Source organism: Flavobacterium hercynium (assembly GCF_002217285.1).
Taxonomy (GTDB): domain Bacteria; phylum Bacteroidota; class Bacteroidia; order Flavobacteriales; family Flavobacteriaceae; genus Flavobacterium; species Flavobacterium hercynium.
In genome coordinates, this window is record NZ_MUGW01000020.1 from 96,063 (window position 1) to 114,594 (window position 18,532).

General features: G+C 31.1%; 14 protein-coding genes. All 14 read left to right on the forward strand.

The window, feature by feature from the left end; all coding sequences use genetic code 11:
* Positions 1–13: 13 nt before the first annotated feature.
* The 14 genes from B0A66_RS10385 to B0A66_RS10450 all read left to right on the forward strand — a co-directional run bounded on the left by B0A66_RS10385 (position 14) and on the right by B0A66_RS10450 (position 18,525).
* Positions 14–2,452, forward strand: a complete 2,439-nt coding sequence (locus tag B0A66_RS10385) for an exopolysaccharide transport family protein (protein WP_089049767.1) — start codon at positions 14–16, stop codon at positions 2,450–2,452.
* 13 nt (positions 2,453–2,465) lie between these two features.
* Entirely contained in the window at positions 2,466–3,449 is a 984-nt protein-coding gene (locus B0A66_RS10390) for an SDR family oxidoreductase (protein ID WP_089049768.1), read from the forward strand.
* 29 nt (positions 3,450–3,478) lie between these two features.
* Positions 3,479–4,870 carry a UDP-glucose 6-dehydrogenase gene (locus B0A66_RS10395; RefSeq protein WP_089049769.1) on the forward strand — a complete coding sequence of 464 codons (1,392 nt, stop codon included), beginning with the start codon at positions 3,479–3,481 and terminating at the stop codon, positions 4,868–4,870.
* Between the two features lie 86 nt (positions 4,871–4,956).
* Positions 4,957–5,421: a UpxY family transcription antiterminator gene (locus B0A66_RS10400; RefSeq protein ID WP_089049770.1), complete on the forward strand. Its 465-nt coding sequence runs from the start codon at positions 4,957–4,959 to the stop codon at positions 5,419–5,421.
* 274 nt (positions 5,422–5,695) lie between these two features.
* Positions 5,696–7,009 carry a nucleotide sugar dehydrogenase gene (locus B0A66_RS10405; protein WP_165766602.1) on the forward strand — a complete coding sequence of 438 codons (1,314 nt, stop codon included), beginning with the start codon at positions 5,696–5,698 and terminating at the stop codon, positions 7,007–7,009.
* A gap of 23 nt (positions 7,010–7,032) precedes the next feature.
* Positions 7,033–8,040: a mannose-1-phosphate guanylyltransferase gene (locus tag B0A66_RS10410; protein WP_089049771.1), complete on the forward strand. Its 1,008-nt coding sequence runs from the start codon at positions 7,033–7,035 to the stop codon at positions 8,038–8,040.
* Positions 8,041–8,050: 10 nt separating this feature from the next.
* Positions 8,051–9,097: a dTDP-glucose 4,6-dehydratase gene (rfbB, locus tag B0A66_RS10415; protein ID WP_089049772.1), complete on the forward strand. Its 1,047-nt coding sequence runs from the start codon at positions 8,051–8,053 to the stop codon at positions 9,095–9,097.
* A gap of 61 nt (positions 9,098–9,158) precedes the next feature.
* On the forward strand, positions 9,159–11,612 hold the full coding sequence (locus B0A66_RS10420; RefSeq protein ID WP_089049773.1) for an SLBB domain-containing protein: 2,454 nt from the start codon (positions 9,159–9,161) through the stop codon (positions 11,610–11,612).
* Between the two features lie 4 nt (positions 11,613–11,616).
* Entirely contained in the window at positions 11,617–12,687 is a 1,071-nt protein-coding gene (locus tag B0A66_RS10425; RefSeq protein ID WP_089049774.1) for a Wzz/FepE/Etk N-terminal domain-containing protein, read from the forward strand.
* Positions 12,688–12,713: 26 nt separating this feature from the next.
* A complete protein-coding gene (locus B0A66_RS10430) occupies positions 12,714–13,742 on the forward strand; it encodes a ferredoxin--NADP reductase (protein ID WP_089049775.1) in 1,029 nt (342 codons plus the stop codon).
* Positions 13,743–13,758: 16 nt separating this feature from the next.
* Positions 13,759–14,535, forward strand: a complete 777-nt coding sequence (rfbF, locus tag B0A66_RS10435; RefSeq protein ID WP_089049776.1) for a glucose-1-phosphate cytidylyltransferase — start codon at positions 13,759–13,761, stop codon at positions 14,533–14,535.
* Positions 14,529–15,623 (forward strand): CDP-glucose 4,6-dehydratase, encoded by a 1,095-nt coding sequence (rfbG, locus tag B0A66_RS10440; protein ID WP_089049857.1) that lies wholly within the window; start codon positions 14,529–14,531, stop codon positions 15,621–15,623. The genes rfbF and rfbG overlap by 7 nt, the downstream gene beginning before the upstream one ends.
* Before the next feature lie 17 nt (positions 15,624–15,640).
* Entirely contained in the window at positions 15,641–16,678 is a 1,038-nt protein-coding gene (locus tag B0A66_RS10445) for an NAD-dependent epimerase/dehydratase family protein (protein ID WP_089049777.1), read from the forward strand.
* An 11-nt stretch (positions 16,679–16,689) separates the two neighbouring features.
* Positions 16,690–18,525 (forward strand): thiamine pyrophosphate-binding protein, encoded by a 1,836-nt coding sequence (locus B0A66_RS10450; RefSeq protein WP_208862578.1) that lies wholly within the window; start codon positions 16,690–16,692, stop codon positions 18,523–18,525.
* The last annotated feature ends 7 nt before the right edge of the window (positions 18,526–18,532 follow it).

Sequence of the window (18,532 nt, forward strand, 5' to 3'; positions counted from 1 at the left end):
CCAAATTCAAAAGATGTTAGATATAAAGGATTTTTCGATTTTTGAAAATCATTCAAATTTTGATTTTAAAGGGTTCTTGCTGAAAATCGCAAGCTACTGGAAATGGTTTCTTGCAAGTTTAATAATTGCATTTACAATTGCATATCAAGTAAATATCCGAAAAGAGAAAATTTACGCAATGCAGACTTTAATCTCTATTAAAGAAGAAAGCAATCCGTTTTTTACCTCCAATACAAGTTTAGTTTTTAACTGGGGAGGAATATCGGATCAGGTAAATGGTATTTCCACCGTTTTACAATCCAGATCACACAATGAATTAGTTGTCGATAAACTACAGTTTTATATTGACTACCTTCAGCAGGGAAAATATAATTTAGTTGATTGTTATGGCGCGGTACCATTTGATTTACATATTGATAAATCGAAAGGTCAAATTGCGAGCACATTAGTTAGTATTAAATTTATAAGTGAAAATGAATATGAAATCCGAATTCCATTCGAAAACAATTCAGTTTCATTAATTACTTATGCTAATCATACCTATTCAGAAACAGCAGTTCAGCCTGTAGAGTTTGTGAAAAGATATAAAACCGGTGAACAGGTTTCGTTACCGTTTTTAAATTGGAAATTGGAAATAAATGATAATCCAGGTTTTTATAAAGGCAATGAGTATTTTGTTAGATTCAATGATTTTGACGGAACCGTTTCTGGATACAGAGGTGTAAGCGTAAGTTCCGATGATAAAGGAGGTTCTATTCTGACTTTAGGAATGCAGGGCACCAACAAAGCAAGAATGGTAGCATATTTAAATGCAACCGTAAAAATGCTGATTAAAATTCAGCTTGACGGAAAAAATCAATTTGCAACCAATACCATTAGGTTCATAGATAGTACGCTTGTTGCAATGGAATCTCAATTGAAGGAAACAAGTAATGAGTTAAAATCATTTCGAAAAGATAAAAACGTTTACGAAATAGAAGTTGGAGGAGCTAAAGTTTCAGATAAGATAATGGAGTTTGATGTTGAGAAAGATCAAATCACAAGAAAAATAGCGTATTATAATTCATTAAAAGGATATCTTAAAAATAGTGTAGATTATTCTAGATTGCCAGCGCCATCTGTTGCCGGAATAGAAGATCCAAATATTGTTGCTAACGTCTCTAAATTAATTGGGCTTTCGACTCAGCGTTCTGAAATGTCATACGCAGTTAAAAGTGATAAGATTTTTAAGGATTTTGATAATCAGATAAGCGCAATAAAAGATGTCTTACTTCAAAATATAGAAAGTGCAAAGTCAGCTTTAGTTTATGATTTATCTTTGATTAATGCTAAGATTGGTCAAGCAGAAAGTACCGTTAAAAGATTACCGGAAGAGCAGCAAGAGTTGCTTAAGATTAAGCGTAAGTATGATTTAAATGATAATATTTACACTGAGTTCCTTCAAAAACGAAATGAAGCAGAGATTGTAAAAGCATCTAATCTATCAGATATTCATTTTATAGATCCAGCAAAAGATATTGGAGGCGGATTAATTGGTCCAAAGACCTCAGTGAATTATGTTTTGGCTCTGTTTTTAGGAACATTGATTCCTTTGTTATTTGTATTTGCAATTTTCTTTATCAATAATTCGATTCAAAATACAGAAGACATTAGTAAATTGACACAAATTCCTCTTATTGGTGTAATTGGTGTTAATAAAGACAATATTAATCTTGCAGTTTTTGAAAAGCCTAAATCGGCACTTTCTGAATCCTTTAGAGCTATTCGTTCGTCGTTGCAATTCTTATATAAAAAACAACAAGTAAGCGGAGCAAAAACATTAATGATTACTTCGTCGATAAGTGGTGAGGGAAAAACTTTTTGTTCTATAAACATTGCAACAGTTTTTGCTTTAAGCGAGAAAAAAACAGTAATTATAGGTTTAGATTTAAGAAAGCCAAGGTTAGCTGATGAATTTAGTTTTGATAACAAGTTAGGAGTTGTAAATTATTTAATAAAACAAAAAAGTTTAGACGAAATAACAAATACAACAAAGATTCCAAACCTTGATGTGATACTTTCAGGACCTATTCCTCCAAATCCTTCAGAACTTATTTTGAGTGATGCAATGGGAGAATTAATAGAGGAGTTAAAACAAAAGTATGATTATATCGTTTTAGATACTCCTCCTGTTGGTTTAGTTTCAGATTCACTGGAATTGGCTCAATATGCTGATGTTACATTATACATAGTGAGACAGAACTATACTAAAAAAGATATGATAACGTTGTTGAATAACAGAGTTAAAAGAGGAGAGCTAAATAATGCAAGTATTGTTCTGAATGGATATGAGAACAAAGCAAAATATGGTTCGGCTTATGGATATGGTTATGGAGCTTATTCGAACGGATATCATGAGGAAGAAGAAAAAAGAAGTTTTTTTAGATCTGTATTAGATAAGTTTAAAAAATAATAATTTGAAGAATATGAATTTACCAACGCAACATACAATTTTAATAACAGGTGGAGCAGGTTTCATAGGTTCAAATTTATGTGAGCATTTTTTGGGGTTAAACTATAAAGTAATCTGTCTGGATAATTTCTCAACCGGACATCGTCATAATCTAAAAGATTTTATCGCAAATGAAAATTTTAGATTGATCGAAGGTGATATTAGAAATATTGCTGATTGTAATTTAGCAGTTAATGGAGTAGATTATGTATTGCATCAGGCGGCTTTAGGATCTGTTCCAAGATCAATAAATGATCCCATAACGACGAATGATGTAAACGTGTCGGGATTCTTGAATATGCTTGTAGCGTCGAGAGATGCAAAAGTTAAACGTTTTGTTTATGCGGCAAGTTCTTCTACTTATGGAGATTCTGAAGGGTTACCAAAAGTTGAAGATGTTATCGGAAAACCGTTGTCTCCTTATGCAATCACAAAATATGTTAATGAATTATATGCTGAAATTTTCAGCAAAAGTTATGGATTAGAAACTGTTGGTTTGCGTTATTTTAATGTTTTTGGAAGAAAACAAGATCCAAACGGAGCCTACGCAGCTGTTATTCCAAAGTTTGTAATGCAATTAATGAAATACGAAAGTCCGGTAATTAATGGTGATGGAAATTATTCACGTGATTTTACTTATATCGATAATGTAATTCAGATGAATGAATTGGCAATGACGGCTCAAAATAAAGAAGCAATAAATACAGTTTATAATACAGCATTTGGAGATCGAAATACATTAAATGATTTAGTTCGTTACCTGAAAAAATATTTAGCTGAATTTGATTCAAAAATTACTGATGTAAATGTCATTTATGGAGAAAATAGAGCAGGAGACATTCCGCATTCTTTAGCGAGTATTGATAAGGCAAAAGCATTTTTGGGGTATGATCCACAATATTCTTTACAGGAAGGATTAAAAGAAGCTGTAAGTTGGTATTGGAATAATTTGAAATAAAAGGAAAGATTAAGATAATAGTAAATTAAATGAAAATTACAAAAATTTGTTGTATTGGTGCGGGATATGTTGGAGGGCCAACAATGGCAGTTATTGCTCAAAAATGTCCTCAGATTCAAGTAACAGTTGTTGATTTGAATGAACAAAGAATCAAAGACTGGAACGATCCTGATACAGATAATATTCCAATTTACGAACCAGGTCTTTCAGAAGTTGTTGCAGAAGCAAGAGGGAGAAATCTTTTTTTCTCAACAGAAGTAGAGAAAGCAATTGATGAAGCGCAAGTGATTTTTATATCAGTAAACACACCTACCAAAACCTACGGAAAAGGTAAAGGTATGGCAGCTGATTTAAAGTACATTGAATTATGTGCCAGACAAATAGCGAAAGTTGCTAAACAAAACAAGATTGTAGTAGAAAAATCTACGTTACCGGTTAGAACTGCCGAAGCGATAAAAAGTATTTTAGATAATACAGGAAATGGAGTTCAGTTTCAAATATTATCTAATCCTGAGTTTTTAGCTGAAGGAACAGCAGTTTCAGATTTATTAAACCCAGACCGAATATTAATTGGTGGAGATTCAACACCGGAAGGTCAAGATGCAATCAATGCTTTAGTTGATGTTTATGCTAATTGGGTAAGTAAAGATAAAATCTTAACGACCAATGTTTGGTCTTCAGAATTGTCTAAACTTACAGCAAATGCGTTTTTAGCACAGCGAATTTCATCAATAAATGCAATGTCTGAGCTTTGTGAAAAAACAGGTGCAGATGTTAGTGAAGTTGCAAAAGCAATTGGAATGGATAGTAGAATCGGTTCTAAATTTTTGAAGGCTTCAGTTGGTTTTGGAGGTTCATGTTTTCAAAAAGATATTCTGAATCTTGTTTACATTGCAAAATCGTACGGATTAAATGAAGTGGCAGATTATTGGGAACAGGTCATAATAATGAACGATCATCAAAAAAGAAGATTTTCTAATAAAATTGTTCAAACGTTATACAATACTGTTGCAGATAAAAAAATTACTTTCTTAGGTTGGGCTTTCAAAAAAGATACTAACGATACACGTGAGTCTGCAGCAATATATGTGGCAGATGATTTAATAAATGAGCAAGCTAAAATTTCTGTATACGATCCGAAAGTTTCAAGAACAAAAATGCTTGCAGATCTAAATTATTTAGAGACGAGATCAGTTGATGAAAATACTAATGCAGTCCTTACATTTGATAATGCATACGATGCATGTCAAGGCTCGCATGCCATTGCTGTTCTTACAGAATGGGATGAATTTACAACTTACGACTGGCAAAAAATTTACGATTCTATGCACAAGCCGGCATTTGTTTTTGACGGAAGAAATATATTAAATGCTGCTGAATTAGAATCGATTGGATTTATATATAATGGAATAGGAGCATAATTGTTTTGCTGGTTTTGATTTGGAATTTTAAGAGAAAAATAATAACAAGCGATCTAATTGGTTTTATTTCGATATAAAGAAAATATATGAATTGGTATGTTTTGTATACTAAGCCTAAATGGGAAAAAAAGGTCGCTGAAAGGTTAATTCAAATGGGAGTTGACTGTTATTGTCCTGTAATTACAAAAGTTAAAGAATGGTCTGACAGAAAGAAAAAAGTAGAAATACCTCTTTTTAATTCTTATGTTTTTGTTAATTTAAAAGATACAGATCGAAATTCAGTATTTCAGATAGCAGGAGTGGTCCGATATTTGTTTTGGTTGGGGAAACCAGCAATTGTGCGTGATGAAGAGATCAATATTATAAAAAAGAGTCTTGCTGCTACAAATATTAGTGATATTTCCGTAACTTCAATTCAGGTTGGTGATCGAATAAAGTTAGAGTCGGGAGCATTTAGTAATCAAGATGCTATTGTTCAGGAAGTTTCGAATACACATTATATTTTAGTGTTAGAAAGTTTAGGCTGTGTTTTAAAAATAAAATATAAATAATTTTTTAAAACTATAAAATATTGTTTTATAGTTTTTTAGGAGTTAAAATGGCTTTTTTTGGTTATTTTTAGCTTCTCTTTTTTTATAAGTGAAAAATGTTATGATCTGATTAGTAGAGATTTGATAATTTGACTTTTTGTAATTCAGTATGTTTTCGATTTCTGTCAGAAACGCTATTGAATAAGTTGACTTATTATATTATCTTTGCCAAAAATGATTTTGAAGTATCTGTGCCCAATTTATGGGACTCAGAGAGGCGAAGCCGTGAGTTTAAATGACTGAAGTAAATAAAAAAGAACACAAATTGGATAAAAACATAAAAATTGCCGTAATAGGTTTGGGTTATGTTGGTTTACCTTTGGCTAGGTTATTTGCAACAAAATATGCTGTTATAGGTTTTGATATCAATGAAGCACGAGTAGCTTCTTTAAAATCTGGAACAGATACTACATTAGAAATTGACGATATAACTTTGCAAAAAGTATTAGTTGAAAATGCAAATGAAGAAGTTGGATTGTATTGTACAACATCTTTAAATGATATAGCAGACTGTAATTACTTTATTATAACCGTTCCAACACCAGTTGATAAGAATAATCGTCCAGATTTAACTCCTTTATATAAATCAAGCGAAGCAGTTGGAAAAATATTAAAAAAAGGCGACATCGTAATTTATGAGTCGACTGTTTATCCAGGTGTTACAGAAGAACAATGCGTTCCTGTCTTAGAAAGAGTTTCAGGTTTGACATTCAATGAGGATTTTTTCGCAGGATATTCGCCTGAAAGAATAAATCCCGGAGATAAAGAACATACCGTAGAAAAGATCTTAAAAGTGACTTCAGGTTCAACACCTGAAATTGGCTTGCAGGTTGATGCATTGTATAAATCAGTTATAACAGCTGGTACACATTTGGCACCATCAATAAAAGTAGCTGAAGCAGCAAAAGTTATCGAAAACTCTCAGAGAGATATTAATATTGCTTTTGTTAATGAGTTAGCTAAAATCTTCAATTTAATGGGCATTGATACTCAGGAAGTATTAACTGCTGCTGCAACAAAATGGAATTTCCTTCCCTTTAAACCAGGTTTAGTAGGTGGACACTGTATCGGTGTTGATCCTTATTATTTAGCACAACGAGCACAAGAATTTGGATATCATCCTGAAATAATTTTAGCAGGAAGACGTCTTAATGATAGCATGGGGGAATATGTGGCTTCTCAAATTGTAAAATTGATGATTAAAAAAGGAATTTCAGTTAATGGAGCGACTCTTTTAATGTTAGGTGTTACTTTCAAAGAAAATTGCCCCGATGTTCGAAATACTAAAATCATTGATGTCGTTAAAGCATTAAAAGAATATGGTATCGCAGTAACTATCTATGACCCATTGGCAAATAAAGAAGAAGTTGAAAGGGAATATAAACTGACGACAATGAAGTCACTTCCGGAAGAGAAGTTTGATTCAATTGTTTTAGGAGTATCACATAAAGAATTTTTAGAATTAGATTTTTCTAGTTTGCAAAAAGAGAATAGTTTGTTATATGATGTAAAAGGGGTTTTAGGATCCTTGGCAGATAATAGATTGTAATAAGTAAAGCTTATTTAAAAGAAATGGAAACAAACAATTCGATTATACATGTAATATTGACTGGTGGAGTAGGGAGCAGATTATGGCCCCTTTCAAGAAAAAGTCAACCAAAACAATATTTAGAGATATTTGAAGGAAAGTCTTTATTTGAAATGACTGTTGACCGAAATAGTCATTTAGCAAAGAAAGTAATGGTTGTTGGAAATATTGATAATCATCAATTAAGTGGAAAAGTAATGGATAAAACCAAAACTTCATACGTTAATATTGTTGAATCAACTCCTAGAAATACTGCAGCGGCAATTGCCTTTGCTGCATTTGCCTCCAATCCAGATGATATTTTAATAGTTACTCCTTCAGATCACATTATAGATCGAATGGACGATTATAATAAGGCGATTAATGAAGCTATTATGAAAGCTCAGGATGGCTTTATAGTGACTTTTGGAATTATTCCTACTAAACCAGAGACAGGTTATGGTTATATTGAATCGAAAGGCGATAATGTTATCTCTTTTCGAGAGAAACCAAATGAAACTACAGCAAAAGATTTTATAGCAAGAGGAAATTTTTTATGGAATAGTGGAATGTTTTGTTTTAAAGCAGGAGTTCTTTTGGAAGAATTAAAACAATTTCAACCAGATGTTTATGAAAAATCTAAAGCTGTTTGGGAATCAAATCAGGATGGATTTTTAGATTTACATCTATCATTAGAAATTCCGTCTATTAGTATAGATTACGCAGTCATGGAAAGAAGTAAAAAGATAAAAGTTGTTCCTGCTTCATTTTCATGGTCAGATTTGGGTTCATTTGAATCCGTTTATGATTATTTAGTTACAAAGGGGCATTCTGTTGATTCAAAAGGTAATATGGTAATTGGAAGTGATAAGCATACAACATTTTTAGGTTTGAAAAATACTATTTTTGTTTATACGGATACAGCAAATTTAATTTTGCAAAAAGAAAATTCTCAAGATGTAAAAGACATTTACAACGAGTTAGAAAGACAAAATTCAGTTTTACTAAATTAATATAATTAAAGTGAAAAAAATTCTTATCACAGGAGGTGCTGGCTTCATAGGGTCACATGTTGTTAGACGTTTTGTAAATAAATATTCAGAATATCAAATATTTAATTTAGATGCGCTTACTTATGCAGGAAATTTAGAGAATATTCAAGATATTGAAAATAAGCCAAATTATAATTTTATAAAAGGTGATATAGTTGATGAAGCTTTTATCAACGAACTTTTTTCTAAGCATAATTTTGATGGTGTATTGCATTTGGCTGCGGAGTCACATGTTGATAGATCGATCGAAAATCCATTGTCATTTGTTAAGACAAATGTAATTGGTACGATGAATTTATTAAATGCAGCTAGAACACAATGGAAAGATAATTTTGAAGGGAAAAGATTTTATCATATTAGTACCGATGAAGTATATGGTTCATTGGGAGCAGAAGGCCTTTTTACAGAGACTACAGCTTACGATCCTAATTCTCCATATTCGGCTTCAAAAGCCAGTTCAGATCATTTTGTTCGTGCTTATGGAGAAACTTATGGTCTACCATATGTGTTGACAAATTGTTCTAATAATTACGGTTCTTATCACTTTCCTGAAAAATTAATTCCTCTTTTTATTAACAATATAATTAATAATAAATCATTACCAGTTTATGGCGATGGAAATTATACACGAGACTGGTTATTTGTAGAAGATCACGCTATTGCAATTGATCTTGTTTTCCATGAAGGAAAAAATCATGAAACTTATAATATTGGTGGTTTCAATGAATGGAAGAATATTGATTTGGTGAAATTGTTATGCCAAATTATGGATCAAAAATTAGGAAGAGTTGAAGGCACATCTCAAAATTTAATCACTTATGTAAAAGACAGACCAGGGCACGATTTACGATATGCTATTGATGCTTCAAAAATAAACAAAGAATTGGGATGGAAACCATCTGTTACTTTTGAAGAAGGTTTAGAAAAAACCATTAATTGGTATCTTAATAATGAAGATTGGTTAATCAATGTAACTTCTGGTTCTTATAAAGATTATTATAAAAAGCAATACTCTTAAACTTATTAAACGAAAAATATAATTGTACCAAATTTCGGTAAATTAAAAGTAAAAATCACCTATGAAAAAAACACTTTACGTTCTTACTTTGATTTTAATCTTATTTATATCTTCAAGTGCTAGATCGCAAGATTTATTAAAATCACAGGATTTAAGTACTGTTAGAGTTGATTATCTGTCAGATGAAGAGATGTCCAAAATTAGCGCACAATTAAAGAGTAGGAATGTTACTCTTGATGATGTTGAAGATATGGCAATAGCCAAAGGTATGAGTAAAACAGAGTTTAATAAATTAAAGAAAAAACTTGATAGTTACGAGGAGAAAACAGGAAAGAAAAGTTCAAAATCTAAAAATAAGAAAAAAAATAAAGATAGTGAATTTGATGATATAGAATCAGATACCGTTTTTGGAAGGAATCAAAAAAAGATTCTCAATGTCAAAAAGAAGGACTCTGTTAATGCTTTAATTTTTGGTTCAGAACTTTTTGATAATCCTACTTTAAATTTTGCTCCGGATTTAAGTATGGCGACACCCGTAAATTATATTTTGGGACCAGGTGATAGTTTAGAAATAAGTATTTATGGTATTCAGCAATATGAAGATGAAATACAAGTAAATTTTGAAGGTAAAATTGCAATTGAAAATGTTGGACAAATTGTAGTTTCCGGTATGACAATTGAAGCAGCTACACAAAAAATTAAGTCAGCAATAGCTAAAGTTTACAGTACTGTTCGATCTGGTCAATCAAAAGTAAGTGTAAGTCTAAGTACGATTAGAACAATGAAAGTTACAATAGTTGGAGGAAAGCAACCTGGTAACTATTCGATTTCATCACTTGCATCTGTTTATAATGCATTACATTTAGCAGGAGGACCTGGTAAGAACGGAAGTTATAGAAACATAGAATTAATCCGAAATAATAAAGTTTACAAGAATATTGATATTTATAAATTTTTAGTGAAAGGAGATCAATCTGAAAATGTAAGTTTGAAAGATAATGATGTTATCAGGATTCCAGCTTATAGTCAAAGAGTAACAGTTGTAGGTGAAGTAAAACGAGCAGGTATTTTTGAGATGAAGTCTGGTGAAACATTTAAAGATTTATTATCCTTCGCATCTGGATTTAGCGAATCCGCATATACAGCGTCGGTTAATATATTGCAAAAAACAGGTAAAGAATTGAAAGTTCAAGATTTAAATGAAAGTCAATACGCAGTTTATCAACCTCAATCTGGTGATTTAATAAAAATTTCAAAAATATTAAATCGTTTTGAAAATCGTATAAAAATTGAAGGTTCTGTCTTTAGACCGGATTATTACTCTTTTAATGAAGGAATGAGAATTTCTGATCTTGTAACCAGAGCAGAAGGTCTGAAAGAAGAAGCTTATACTAAGAGAGCTACAATTATTCGTTTAAAGCCTGATCATACTACTGAAATTGTAAACTTAAATTTAGAGAATGCTCTGTCTGGTGATTTAGCAGCAGATATTGAATTAAAGAGAGAAGATATTGTTACAATATATTCTGTATTAGATTTTAGAGAAGAATATAAAGTTACAATTGACGGTGAGGTAAAAAATCCTGGTGAATATGAGTTTTATGAGAATTTAACTTTAAATGATTTAGTTATACAGGTAGGAGGACTAACTGGATCTGCTTCTAAAAGAGTTGAAATTGCCAGAATGGTGAAATCAGATGCAATTGATGATAATGATCCAAAACGCGTTCAATTGATTGATCTTGAAATTTCTGCAGATAATAATGAGCAAATTCAAAATTTTGAATTAATGCCATTTGATGTTATTAATATTAGACGAATGGCTGTCTATGAAAAACCACAAATAGTCAAAATAAGTGGTGCGGTAACTTATCCTGGAAAATATGTTCTTGCAAATAAAAAAGAGTCCCTTTACAATGTTGTTATGAGAGCAGGAGGATTAACTGCAGTTGCTAATCTCGATGGTATGAAGATTAAAAGACCTATTAAAGATGAGCAAATTCAGCAATTGAAATCAGTAAATCTGAATATAGAAAAAGATACACTAAACAAACTTTCTAAAAAGCTTAAGGATGAACTAAAATTTGCTACAATTCCTATTAATTGGGAGAAAATAGTTAAAGATAAAAATCACTACTCAAATGTAACATTGTTTCCTGGTGATGAGATTGAAGTTGCAGTTTATAATGAAGGAGTTAAAGTTACTGGGAACGTTTTGCTAACTTCTGAAATTCCATATAGAAAAGGCAAGGGATTTAAATATTATATTAATGCTGTTGGTGGTGTAGATAGCAAAGGTTGGAAAAAGAAGGCATACGTAATATATCCAAACGGAAAAGCAGCAGTCACAGGATCATTTTTATTTTTTAGGTCTTATCCTAATGTGACTCCAGATTCTCAAATTGTAGTACCTCAAAAACCTGAAGCGAAAAAAATGAGTGCAGGTGAATGGGTAGGTATTGGAAGTGTATTAAGTACTATGACTTTAGCTATTCTTGCATTTTTAAGAACATAATTTAATGGAAAATAAATATATTGAGAACGATGATATGTCGTTAAAAGAGTTAATTGAGAAAGCAAAAGAATGGTACATTTTTTTGCTTTCTCAATGGAAAACTATCATACTAGCTGGAATTATTGGTGGGACATTGGGATTAACTTATGCTTTTATGAAGAAACCAGTTTATACGGCTACTTTATCTTTCGCATTAGAAGATGATAAATCAGGTGGCGGAAGTTTAGGTAGTGCGCTGGGTCTAGCAGGTTCATTGGGACTGGATTTAGGTGGTGGAGGTGGAAGTATTTTTACAGGCTCTAATTTGACAGAGTTATTTAAATCTCGAAGAATGGTTGAGGAAACCTTGCTTACTCAGGTTAATTATAATCAAAAGGAGGTTACTCTAGCAGAAATGTATATTGATATTAATAAATTAAGAAAGGGCTGGGAAGAGAACAAAAAATTGGTTCATATTAATTTTCCTTTAAATTTAAAAAGAGAGAATTTTACTCGAATTCATGATAGTATTTTAGGATCTATCTATAAACAATTATCTAAAAGTAGTTTACTAGTTGCTCAAAAAGATAAAAAGATTTCTATAATTAATATTGATATGAGCTCAACTGATGAGTTGTTCGCAAAATATTTTTGTGAAGCTCTTGCAAAACAAGTTGGGAAATTTTATATAGATACTAAAAGTAAAAAAGCTAGGATTAACATGGGTATTTTATCGCGTCAAGTTGATTCCATAAGAAAAGAATTAAATGGCGCTATTTCTGGTGTAGCAATTGCTAATGATAATACTTTTAATCTTAATCCGGCACTTAATGTTCGTCGTAGTCCGATGGCAAGGAGGCAAGTAGATGTTCAGGCAAATACAGCAATATTGACAGAGCTTGTTAAGCAATCAGAATTAGCTAAAGTTACTTTAAGAAAGGAAACGCCATTAATTCAGGTTATAGATAGACCAATTTTACCATTGCCAAAAGAAGGTTTTGGAAGAGCTAAAGGTTTAATTTTAGGTGGTGTTTTATTTAGTTTTTTAGCAGCCTTCTTTTTAGTTATTAAAAAGATCTTTAATGATTTATTATAATCTATTAAGTTTATTAGGGTTAAAAAATGAAAAATTACACTTTAAAAGTTCAAGAAGTTCGTAAAGAAAACAATGATACAGTTACTATTTGTTTTAAACAGCCAGGGCTAAAAAAAATCAAATATTTAGCAGGACAATATTTAACTCTTCAATTTCGAATTAATGGTAGAAGATACATTAGACCATATTCATTCTCTTCAACTCCTTTATTAGACACTACACTTAATGTAACTGTTAAACGTGTACCAGGAGGAATTGTATCAAATTATATTAATGATAATATTAAAGTTGATGATATAATTGAAGTTCAAGAACCTTTGGGTGATTTTGTATTAGATTTAAATTCTTCTGCTAATTCAATTGTTTTTTGGGGCGTAGGTAGTGGTATAACTCCATTATTTTCTATGATCAAAGATTTACTGATCAATAAGCCTTTAGTTAATATTCATTTGGTTTATGGTAATAAATCTACTTCATCTGTAATTTTTAAACATCAACTTCAAGAATTGACAAAAAAATATTCTGAACGATTTAGAATTTACAATTTTTACTCGGAAGAAGAATTTTTTGAAGATAATTCATATAATTTCTGTGGAAGAATTGATTTAAATTTTATAGAGAATTTAGTAAATCATATTCATCAACCTACTCAGCATTTTATATGTGGCCCTATCGGTCTTAAAAGTATTATTAAAGAAGCTTTACAAAAAATTGAAGGGAATCTTGATAATGTTTTCTCAGAAGACTTTGAAATAATTAAAAATCCTGAGGATTTCAATGATATAGAAAATCATGAAATACTTTTGAATTATCAAGGTATTGATAATAAAATATTTGTAAAAAAAGGGACTTCAATATTAGAACAAGCATTAGAAGCAAATTTGGAGTTGTCATATTCTTGTCAAACTGGAAATTGTAGCACATGTAAAGCTACTGTTATGTCAGGATCAATAAAAATGATTGGACTTGAAAAACCTAGAACTGATTTAGCGGATAATGAAGTTTTGCTTTGTTGTAGTTATCCTTTAACTAATGATGTTTGTATAAAAATATAATAATAACGACGATATAATGAAAGTAGTAATTTTTGCAGGTGGTTTTGGAACTCGTCTTATGGAAGAGACTGAGGCTAGACCAAAACCAATGGTTGAAATTGGAGGAAAACCTATTTTATGGCATATTTTAAAAATGTTCGAACAGCATGGTTATAATGAATTTATAATTTGTTTAGGTTATAAGGCTACCTATATTAAAGAATATTTTTATAATTACTATTTGCATAATTCTGATGTGACAATTGAATTAGCAAATAACAATATAAATGTTCATTATTCCGAAACAGAATCTTTTAAAGTTACTTTGATAGATACAGGTTTGTATACAAATACAGCAGGAAGATTAAAACGTATTCAAAAGTATGTTAAAGATGAAACTTTTATGCTTACTTATGGAGATGGAGTTGCAGATGTTAATTTGTCTGAGTTGATCAAGTTTCATAAAACACATGGCAGATTAGCAACATTAACTAGTGTACAAGTACCTGGACGTTTTGGTAATTTAGAAATTGGTGCTGATGGAGAGGTCGATAGTTTTATTGAAAAACCAGTTGGAGATGGAATGTGGATTAATGGTGGTTTTTTTGTTCTAGAACCGGGTGTTTTTAAATATCTTGAAAATGATGTTGATGATGTTCAGTGGGAGAAAGAGCCTCTAGGAGCTATTGCAAAAGACCAACAGTTAGCTGCTTACAAACACTATGGATTTTGGAAATGTATGGATGCTTTAAGAGACAGAGTCGAACTTGAAGCAATGTGGAATTCTGGAAATGCAAAATGGAAAACATGGTAAATTCATTATTGTTTGAAGAACTAAAGAAATCATATAAGGGTAAGAAAGTATTTTTAACTGGACATACTGGTTTTAAAGGCTCTTGGATGTTGAAAACTTTATCTTTGTTAGGTGCTACAATAAAGGGATATGCATTAGAGCCAAATACCGAAAATGATTTATATTATTTGATAAATGGAAGCTCTATCTGTGATTCTGTTACTGCAGACTTAAGGGATAAAACACGTTTAGAGAGGGAAATCCTTGATTTTCAACCAGATTTTATTTTTCATTTAGCTGCTCAGCCTTTAGTGCGATTATCATATGATATTCCAGCTGAAACTTTTGAGGTGAATGTTATTGGAACTGCAAATGTTCTTGATAGCGTCCGTTTATTAAAAAATAAATGTGAAATTGTACTTATAACTACAGATAAAGTTTATCAAAATAACGAATGGATTTATCCTTATCGTGAAAATGATCGTTTAGGAGGATATGATCCATATAGTGCAAGTAAAGCTTGTGCTGAATTGTTGATAGATTCTTATAGAAGTTCTTTTTTTAATAATAAAACTTACGAAATTCATAAAAAAGCGATAGCGGTTGCTAGAGCGGGTAATGTTATTGGTGGAGGAGATTGGTCTAAAGATCGTTTAATTCCAGATATTGCTAAAGCTTTTGCTTATGATAAAGCTGTTGTTATAAGAAATCCAAAATCGGTTAGGCCTTGGCAACATGTACTTGAACCAATAGTAGCTTATCTATTATTAGGAGCAAATTTATCTAAGAAACCGTTAGATTTTAATCAAGCATATAATTTTGGGCCTAATTTATCTGATGCATTAACTGTGGAAAATATGCTAAAATTAGCTATAGCAAGCTGGGGTAAAGGAGATTATAAAATCGAATTTGATGAGCATTTACCTCATGAGGCGGGACTCTTAAAGTTAGATATTAGTAAGGCTGTTACAGAGCTAAATTGGCAACCAAAAATGAATGCCGAAAATGCCGTAAATATGACAATTGATTGGTACAAAAACTTTTTTGATAATCCGAAAATGATTTCAGATTTTACTTCAAAACAAATTAGTCATTTTTTCACAATATAATTGCATATTATTATAGCATGTTACATTATTTAAAAGATGATTTAGATTTAATATTCCATAATACTAAAGAAGTTTGGGGCGATTTGAAAGATAGCACAATATTTCTTACTGGTGGAACTGGTTTTTTTGGTTTATGGTTATTAATGAGTTTTATCTTCGTAAATAGAAAATTAGAGCTTAACTCAAAGATGATAATTTTAACTCGTAACAAAAGTAATTTTTTAAGTAAACATAAATGGGTATTGGAATATCCTGAAATAAGTTTTTTAGAAGGTGATGTTAATAATTTTAAATTTATTGATGCTCCTGTTGATTATATAATTCATGCAGCTACAGATGCAAGTATTAAGTTAAATGATGAACAACCATTGGTAATGTTTGAAACCATTGTTAATGGAACAAAAAGGATTTTAGATTTTGCAAAACTCAAAGAAGTGAAATCCTTTTTGTTAACTAGTAGTGGAGCAGTTTATGGAAAACAGCCTTCAGATATTCAAAATATTTCTGAAGATTATTTAGGATCTCCCGTTATTTCAGATTCAAATTCTATGTATGCTGAGGGTAAAAGGATAGCTGAAGTTTTATGTGCTTCTTATTATAAATTATTCAATTTACCAGTTAAAATTGCAAGATGTTATGCTTTTATTGGACCTTTTCTAGCATTAGATGCCCATTTCGCAGCTGGTAATTTTATAAAAAATCTTTTAGATAACGAAGACATAATTATAAAAGGTGATGGTACTCCACATAGATCATATATGTACTCTGCTGATTTGGTAATATGGTTATGGACAATTTTATTTAATGGAAAAGATAACAATCCGTATAATGTTGGTTCAAATCACTCTATTAGTATAGCACAGCTCGCAGATTATGTTTCACAAGAAAGTGTTGATAGAGATATTAATGTAATCATTAAAACACCTTTATCAGGGAAAGATACTTTGAGATATGTTCCAAATGTAGATAAAGCACTCAATGAGTTAAATTTAAAGATCTACACTGATATTAATACTAGTATAAAAAAAACAATTCATTTTAATAGAATATTTTAAACAAAGTAATGATGAATGATATTATAAAAGTAAGTGATTTAATAGCTGATTTTTTAATAAATAATGAGATAAAGCATGTTTTTGGAATTATAGGGGCAGGAAATGCTCATGTTTTCGATTCCATTCAACAAAAAGGATATACTGAAATAATCTGCGTTCATCATGAGCAAGCCGCTTGCATGGCTATGCAAACTTATTATAGAACTAATGGAAAAGTTACAGCAGCAATTCTAACAACGGGAGCAGGCTCAACAAATGGTATTACAGGTGTTGTTAGTGCTTGGGCTGATTCCATTCCTGGAATAATTATATCGGGTAATGAACATTCAAAATTTGTCGAATTACATAAGGATTTGAGAATGTGGGGTGTTCAAGGTTACGACAGCCCGTCAATGGTTGAAAAGGTAACTAAATATGCTACAAATGTTTTAGAAACAAATAAAGTAGTTTACGAATTAGAAAAAGCGTATGCAATAGCAACTCATGGTCGACCAGGGCCATGTTGGATTGATATACCTATGAATTTGCAATCAAGTAACATTGAAGAAAGAGATGTAATTCATTTTGAAACTTCAGAGCTTCCGGAATTAAATTTAGACTCAGATTTAAGTTTATCGGAAAATGTAGAATTACTTGTAGAATCTATAAAAAAAGCTGAACGACCTTTATTTTGGTTTGGTAATGGAATAAGATTGGCAAACGCCGAAAGTTTACTGAAGCCATTATTAGAGAAATACGGGATACCAGCATTAGTTACTTGGGCAGGAATAGATTCAATAGACTCCAATCATCCATTAGTTTATGGAAGAGCAGGTACATATGGACAAAGGAGTGCAAATTTTATTCTTCAAAATTGTGATCTTTTAATTTGTATTGGTACAAGGATGGCTATCTCTCAAATTGGATATGATATTAATGAATTGGCTAGAGATGCAGATATAGCTGTTGTAGATATCGATAAATTTGAATTGAATAAATATAAAGAAAGATACAAATATTCTATAAATGCTGATGCCGGTATTTTTATCAAAAAAATGCTTGATAAAGAATTAGGTCAGTCTCTTAACTTTTTAAATTGGATTGAAATTTGTAATAATTATAGATCTAAATATCCGTGGTTTAATTCTGATGATCATCCTGACAAAGATGGTTTTATCAATTCCTATCAATTCATGGAAAAATTAAATCTTCACTTAAAACCAGATCAGCATATAACAACTGATATGGGGACAGCTCTTTTAAGCGGACACCAAGTATTAAGAATTGGTAAAGATCAGAGATTAATGACTTCAACAGGGCTCGGAGAAATGGGGTATGGTTTGCCTGCTGCAATTGGTGCATCAGTTGCTCGAGGAAAAGGAGAAGTTTTATGTTTAAATTGTGATGGGGGAATGATGATGAATTTGCAGGAATTACAAACTATAGTTCATTATAAACTACCTATAAAATTATTTGTTTTTAATAACGATGGCTACTTAATGATCAAACATACTCAAAACGCACTTTTTAATGGAAGAAGAGCGGGTGTAGATAGTAATTCGGGAGTAACATGTCCTAATTTTAGTGCGTTAGCTAAAGCTTTTGAAATGCCTTCATTTCAAATTAGATCGTGGGAAGATTTTGACATTGTTGTTCCTCAAGTGCAAGAAATTTCAGGCCCTGTTATATGCGAAGTTTTTATGCATCCATATCAATTGTTTGTACCTAAATTAGGTTTGGCAATTCAAAGTGATGGTAGTCTAATATCTCCTCCTTTGGAAGATTTATCTCCATTTATTTCAAGAGATGAGTTAGAAAAAAACATGTTAAATGGTTTACATCCTAAGTCATCTAATATTGAAGTTTAAAATATAA

Coding starts and splice junctions, on each gene's coding strand:
- B0A66_RS10385 (WP_089049767.1), top strand. CDS start 14: ATGTTAGATATAAAGGATTTTTCGATTTTTGAAAATCATTCAAATTTT.
- B0A66_RS10390 (WP_089049768.1), top strand. CDS start 2,466: ATGAATTTACCAACGCAACATACAATTTTAATAACAGGTGGAGCAGGT.
- B0A66_RS10395 (WP_089049769.1), top strand. CDS start 3,479: ATGAAAATTACAAAAATTTGTTGTATTGGTGCGGGATATGTTGGAGGG.
- B0A66_RS10400 (WP_089049770.1), top strand. CDS start 4,957: ATGAATTGGTATGTTTTGTATACTAAGCCTAAATGGGAAAAAAAGGTC.
- B0A66_RS10405 (WP_165766602.1), top strand. CDS start 5,696: ATGACTGAAGTAAATAAAAAAGAACACAAATTGGATAAAAACATAAAA.
- B0A66_RS10410 (WP_089049771.1), top strand. CDS start 7,033: ATGGAAACAAACAATTCGATTATACATGTAATATTGACTGGTGGAGTA.
- B0A66_RS10420 (WP_089049773.1), top strand. CDS start 9,159: ATGAAAAAAACACTTTACGTTCTTACTTTGATTTTAATCTTATTTATA.
- B0A66_RS10425 (WP_089049774.1), top strand. CDS start 11,617: ATGGAAAATAAATATATTGAGAACGATGATATGTCGTTAAAAGAGTTA.
- B0A66_RS10430 (WP_089049775.1), top strand. CDS start 12,714: ATGAAAAATTACACTTTAAAAGTTCAAGAAGTTCGTAAAGAAAACAAT.
- rfbF (WP_089049776.1), top strand. CDS start 13,759: ATGAAAGTAGTAATTTTTGCAGGTGGTTTTGGAACTCGTCTTATGGAA.
- rfbG (WP_089049857.1), top strand. CDS start 14,529: ATGGTAAATTCATTATTGTTTGAAGAACTAAAGAAATCATATAAGGGT.
- B0A66_RS10445 (WP_089049777.1), top strand. CDS start 15,641: ATGTTACATTATTTAAAAGATGATTTAGATTTAATATTCCATAATACT.
- B0A66_RS10450 (WP_208862578.1), top strand. CDS start 16,690: ATGAATGATATTATAAAAGTAAGTGATTTAATAGCTGATTTTTTAATA.